At 40.8% G+C, this 5,276-nt stretch carries 5 protein-coding genes and 1 pseudogene; 2 read left to right on the top strand and 4 right to left on the bottom strand.

Annotated elements, in window-relative coordinates; all coding sequences use genetic code 11:
- Nucleotides 1-121 precede the first annotated feature (121 nt).
- The 3 genes and pseudogenes from L9W92_RS18350 to tnpA all read right to left on the bottom strand — a co-directional run.
- Nucleotides 122-753: pseudogene (locus L9W92_RS18350) on the bottom strand (transposase); the annotation flags it as partial.
- Nucleotides 754-847: 94 nt separating this feature from the next.
- Complete coding sequence (gene tnpB / locus L9W92_RS18355; protein ID WP_240085190.1) at nucleotides 848-1,204, bottom strand: IS66 family insertion sequence element accessory protein TnpB; 357 nt, start codon at nucleotides 1,202-1,204, stop codon at nucleotides 848-850.
- The gene (tnpA, locus tag L9W92_RS18360) at nucleotides 1,194-1,562 is read right to left on the bottom strand and encodes an IS66 family insertion sequence element accessory protein TnpA (protein ID WP_240085191.1); all 369 of its coding nucleotides are present in this window, start codon (nucleotides 1,560-1,562) and stop codon (nucleotides 1,194-1,196) included. Before tnpA ends, tnpB begins: the two co-directional genes overlap by 11 nt.
- 13 nt (nucleotides 1,563-1,575) lie before the next feature.
- Between tnpA and L9W92_RS18365 the strand changes: the two genes are divergently transcribed.
- Complete coding sequence (locus tag L9W92_RS18365; protein ID WP_240085192.1) at nucleotides 1,576-2,028, top strand: copper amine oxidase N-terminal domain-containing protein; 453 nt, start codon at nucleotides 1,576-1,578, stop codon at nucleotides 2,026-2,028.
- Between the two features lie 476 nt (nucleotides 2,029-2,504).
- Here the strand turns inward: L9W92_RS18365 and L9W92_RS18370 are convergent, their stop codons facing one another.
- Nucleotides 2,505-4,418: a methyl-accepting chemotaxis protein gene (locus tag L9W92_RS18370; RefSeq protein WP_240085193.1), complete on the bottom strand. Its 1,914-nt coding sequence runs from the start codon at nucleotides 4,416-4,418 to the stop codon at nucleotides 2,505-2,507.
- 322 nt (nucleotides 4,419-4,740) lie between these two features.
- On the opposite strand from L9W92_RS18370, the gene L9W92_RS19485 reads away from it, so the two are divergent.
- Nucleotides 4,741-4,848 (top strand): helix-turn-helix domain-containing protein, encoded by a 108-nt coding sequence (locus L9W92_RS19485; RefSeq protein ID WP_376741834.1) that lies wholly within the window; start codon nucleotides 4,741-4,743, stop codon nucleotides 4,846-4,848.
- The last annotated feature ends 428 nt before the right edge of the window (nucleotides 4,849-5,276 follow it).

Below are 5,276 nucleotides of genomic sequence, written 5' to 3' on the forward strand. Positions count from 1 at the left end.
CATAAATTCAATTTAGCAGAAGGGCCATATCCAGTGTTCAACTTCTTCGGAACCGGTGTTCAGTTTCAAACGGGGACACTGTTTAATCTTAGCGGTCAAACTGTTCAGTTTTACCCGGTATACTCAGGGTAGCACGGCTTAAACTTACGCCCAGTGTCTGCCATTCTTTCTCCTGCCGGTAAAGAGGAATGGCGTTGACGAACTTCTGATGCATGACCCAGGCCACTGTGGAGGGAGAGGCCATAGAATGCTGCACCACCGGATAGGGCATTGGTGATTTCTCCATGTAGGGCTCGCCGTTCTTACGGCAGGTGCGGCACTCGAAGGTTTCACGGTAATAGTCAATGGCCTGACTTTGGCAGGAATGAACTCGATTTCCGTGCGGATGAATTCTTCACCGACCGAAATAAGGGCGGTGTTGCATTTTTCGCAGAAACGATCTTCTTCAACAAGTGTACACAGACGTTTATCGTGTGGGATGTCTTTCAAGAGCTCCATACGCTGTCCATTGAATTTCTTTCTCCGATAACCCTGGACTTGTTTTAAGTCAGGTTCCCCTGCCTTCGGATCAGCCTCAGTTTCTGCTTCATCAAAAAGAGACATCTGCCCCAAGGAAAGGACCGATGCCTTCTCAGATCGTCTACCAAAAAGCTTACGCGTCAGATATTCAACAGTATCATGGAGGAGTTTATTTTCCCGCTCCAGTTCTGATATGCGGTTTTCAAGTGTTTTTACCTGTTCTGCTGCGCTCATGTATCCTGAATCCTTTAGGCTTTTTACTATTCCATTATAGCATAAAAACGTCAAAAAATCCAGTAAACATGCGCATTTGCGGGATTTATTACGGTTAAAGACAGGCTTCAATAGTAAGCTTTTTCACTGCCTTGGGTTGATCTATAGATAGACCTTCCAGGAGCCATCGAAATTCCTGATATGTGATGGAGCGAACCGCTTCGGCATTCATCGGCCACTGAAAACTTCCGTTTTCCAGCCGTTTATAAAGGAGAACGAATCCATCACCTTCCCAATAGAGTGCTTTCATCCGATCGCGTTGTCGGCCACAGAATAGAAACAGACTGTTCTGGAAAGGGTTTAGTTGAAAATTTTGTTGGACAAGGGCGGCAAGTCCATCGATGGCTTTTCGCATGTCGGTATAACCACAAGCGATATAGATTTTCTCTGCTTTTGAGATATCACCGAACATGCTGCAGCGCCCTCAGGGTGTTTTCAATTAACATTGCGGACGCATTGTTGCTGATCTCCAATGTTATGGTGCCAAAACGTAGAACAATATCTGACGATGATTCTTGATCCGCTGAGTCAGTACCGGCTGTAGGGACTGGAACGTTTAACGGCACGATTGGATTGTTTCCGGAACTGAGTGTTGGAAGGGCTTCGCAGGCAGCTGTGCGAACGCGTTTTAACCAATAGTAGTAACTTTTTTGATTAATGTTATGCTCTGAACACCATGCAGAGACGGTCTGTCCACTGCTTCGGCATTCACTGATGATCTGGGTCCACTGTTTCAACCGATATCTGCGGGTGACTTCCCTGGTATTCAACTCTAAACCTCCTTTGGAGTTTTTCGATTGGGGTCGAAAAACTCCAATCTCTAATTTAGAGGATTATCCCACAGTTCTAGGGAAGTTTCCATACACTGTCTTATTAGACGCTTACGGTATAGACGGCAGCCCTTACACCCTGGACGCCCCGCCCTACGTGGATAGGCAGTCCCAGCGCACCATGGCGCCCGTCCGGTTTATCAGCGAAGCCCTGGGCGCCGAGGTCAAGTGGGATTCCACCACCCGGCAGGTTACCGTCGAAGACAGCGGCAGGGTAATTGTGCTCACCCTGGGTTCGTCGAAAGTGCTGGTGGACGGCACGGAGCGGACCATGGACTGCGCCCCGGAGCTACTGCCACCCGGCCGCGTTTTCGTTCCGCTGCGGTTTGTCTCTGAAACCCTGGGCGCACAGGTGGACTACGACAGCGCCACTGGGCAGATAATCCTCACGAGGCAAAGACAATAACCTAAACCGACCACCGGAGCCAGGCGAAAAAGAGCCACGGGCGGGCGATCAAAGCGTAGCCGGCCTGTGGCTTCCTTCTTCTCTTAACTTTGCAGCGATTAACATAATCCCCAGAAACATTAAAAGCATCCAGGGCTTGCTCACGCAAAGCTATTCGATCTACCAGAAATAAGACCTAATGAACTTATCAGCCAATGTCCTGCGATTTTCCCGGATATAGAGATAACGCTCCAAGTTTTCGCGGGTAGGAAATCCCCAGACTTTCCGCGGCGGATAATTTTCCAGATCCCAGTAAAATGTCTCTAATCCATTGCTATAAAAGCAGAATTCAAATGCTGATGCTCCTTATTTTAGAGACTATGGACAGGATTACCTGCCATACCTCTATTATAAGGAGCATTTTAATGATATGCCATGATATTTCTGGTAAACGACCGATTTCGGACAAATTCAAAGGTTAATATTTTAGCTTTTGGTTATATTTTAAATTTACCTATTGAGTCATCAAGCTCATCGGATAGCTTGGATAAAGATTCAGCAGAAGCCGAAACTTCCTCTGCTGCCGCTGTCATTTCCTCAGTTGTAGTCTCTACATTTTGTACCCCTTCCGATGTTTGTTCCATTAATGAAACTATATCTTTAATTTGCGTTGTTAAACCTTGTACAGCACCCATAATATTTGTGAAGTTATCTCCAACTTTCTGAATGACATTATTTCCTGTTTCAACTTCCTTTTCACCTTTCTCCATGCTTTCCACTGCTCTCAGTGATTCTGCCTGTATTGCTCCGATCAAGTTATTTATTTCCTTTGTAGCATTGGATGACTGCTCAGCCAATTTTCTCACTTCATCAGCCACCACCGCAAAGCCACGACCTTGTTCCCCTGCCCTTGCAGCTTCAATGGCGGCATTCAGCGCAAGCAGGTTGGTTTGATCAGAAATACTTGTAATTAACTCAACAATCTGATTAATTTCTTGTGACTTTTTGTTCAATTCGCCGATGGCTTCTTTAACTACTTTAACCGAATCGTAAATACTATTCATTTGTGCAATAACATCAACGATTATCCTGCTACCCTCATCAGCATAGCCAGCGCTGGTCTCTGAAGCAGCAGATACTTCGCGTATATTAGTAGTAACTTTTTCAACCGCTGAAGCAATGTCACCCATAGTAGTAGCGGTTTCAGTGGCAACTGCCGCAGTTTGTTGCGCATTTGAATTTAGCTGCTGAGATGATACCGCTACTATTTTGCTTTTTTCTATTACCTGACTTATAAGTTCTCTTGTATGAATCAACATATTATTAAATCCTCTTGCTAATTGTCCAAATTCATCTTTTGATTGTATATCAGCCTCAACTGTTAAATCTTTATCTTCAACTTTTTTCATTAAACTCATTAGTCTTTCGATAGGATTAGTAATCCTCTTGGCAAAAAAGAAGGCAACAAAAATACCCACCAGCAAACATATAAATAATGCCAAAAATACTCCTTGTTTCATATCATTCATTTTTTCCAGATATTTAGAAACAGGCAAATAAGTTACTACATACATCTCTTGTCCTTCAAATTTTTTATATGCTGCAATATTTTTTACACCATTTAAAGTAAAATAACCCATTCCAGAGTCGCTCTGTTTTAGTGTACTATAAAAACTGTTATTATCACCTGCCATTTTACTGTAATCGAGACTAAAAACTTGTGATAAATCTTCAGAAGCTATAACCAAACCTTCTGAATTGAGAACAACTGTTTTTGTCCCTCTTGCATTATCTGAGCTAACCATATTCTCTGTCAATTTGATAAATTCGATAGACAACGCAAAAACTCCGATATATTCATTAGTATTTTCATTTAATATTGGGACAGAAGCTACTATAACAGGCCTACCGGTTATTGGAGACTGCAAAACACTTCCTATATATTTTTGTTTAGTCGCCTTTGATTTTTGGTACCATAAAGCATTATCTTCTTCCAGGTCATGTCCTATTGATGTACCGCCCATTCCATCAATTTGTATTTTTCCCTTGTATCCAAAAAATATATTTTCATATAAGCCGTTGCTTTGATTAAAAAATACTTCTAATTTTGAAGCTATTTTATTTAATTGTAATTCTCCTGCAGCATTAGATTGTAATTTACTAAAAGTATCTTTAACACTTTCTTCACTTGCAATCGTTTCTGCCAAGTACATAATATCATTAAGAGCGAGTTCTAATCTCTGGCATTTTTCATTTGAGACCTGCAACAAGCCGTCAATAATTTCTCCTTCCGCTGTTTTTGTAGAAGAGTGATAAGCAAAATAAAATATTGTTATTGATGGAACAAGCATAAATAAAATCAATAATGAATATAGTTTAACAGAAAATTTGTTTAGTTTTTTTATCAACATATTAATCCCTCATTTAATATTTTATTCTTAATAATTTTTAGATTATGCATTTATTATTTAATTTGTCTCCCTATCCTGTAAGCAAACTCCCCGATTCCAATAATAGCCAATAAGTCTTTGCAAAAAAAAGGAACATAAATCCCTTATCTGGAACTGGTAAGTGAACAGAATAAAACCATTCAGAGGAAGGTGTCCTCATGAACATAGTATCACAAGTTCCTTACCACCAACGACCAATTACTAACTACCATAGAATGCAAGAGGACGTTTCTCCAAAAACGCATCACCTCCTATCTATAGTCCCATAAAGTTGGCCTATTAAATCAGCTTTAAAAGAAACCTTGACCGCTTAGATAAGATATGTAAAGTCCTTGAATGCCAAGTCCATGGCATTTTAGAATATGTTCTTAGAAAAAAAAGGATAATTTAGAAGTAATTAATAAAGAAAACAATAAACCAAAATAAATGCCCGTTAATGAAAGGGCATTTATTTTTAATTAGTTATTAAAAATATTGTAATAATAAGCAATACATAGAGTAACAGCATTAGTATTTATGGATCAGCATCCCTTTTCCCGTTTCCGCGTCTGCAACCTCTTTTCCTGCTAAATGCGTAAGCAGCTTTGATCCCCCGGTTGGGCGCTTGCTTGAACGATTTAAATAAGGCTCAGAGCGTAGAATAGCCTGTTAAAAAAATTGCAGGAACTTGCTGTTACTCCAGATATCTTCTCTCTATTATTGCTCTTCTCTATTTAGCTTATTTTTTAGCCCGTTTTTCAGCTACAATACATTCGACCGCTTCAAACTTCTGATCTCTTTCCAGACAGGTATTGCAATAAACACAGGGAATGATTTCTT

Source organism: Pelotomaculum terephthalicicum JT (assembly GCF_022410535.1).
Lineage (GTDB): Bacteria > Bacillota > Desulfotomaculia > Desulfotomaculales > Pelotomaculaceae > Pelotomaculum_D > Pelotomaculum_D terephthalicicum.